Origin of the sequence: Affinundibacterium seohonense (assembly GCF_014284305.1) — a bacterium.
Taxonomy (GTDB): domain Bacteria; phylum Pseudomonadota; class Gammaproteobacteria; order Burkholderiales; family Burkholderiaceae_D; genus Undibacterium; species Undibacterium seohonense.
In genome coordinates, this window is sequence record NZ_JACOFW010000156.1 from 1 (window position 1) to 223 (window position 223).

Genomic DNA, 223 nt, shown 5'->3' on the forward strand with positions numbered 1-223 from the left:
ATGGCGTCCATTCCCTCATCACCGATACCCACGTTACACCAGCCAATGTCCATGATAGTGGTCCCTATCTGGATCGTCTTGATCGGATGCGTACCCGCTTCGGTTTCGAAATTGGCGCAGTGGGCCTCGATGCAGGCTACTTCACACCCCACATTTGCAAAGGTTTAGTTGAGCGCAATATCTATGGCGTGATTGGCTATCGTCGCCCCAATCATAAAGATGG

General features: G+C 51.6%; 1 protein-coding gene. It reads left to right on the plus strand.

Translation table 11 applies throughout. The annotated features are described in order from the left end of the window. Window positions 1-223: transposase (locus H8K52_RS22175; protein WP_186924832.1), on the plus strand; the 223-nt coding region annotated here is incomplete at both ends.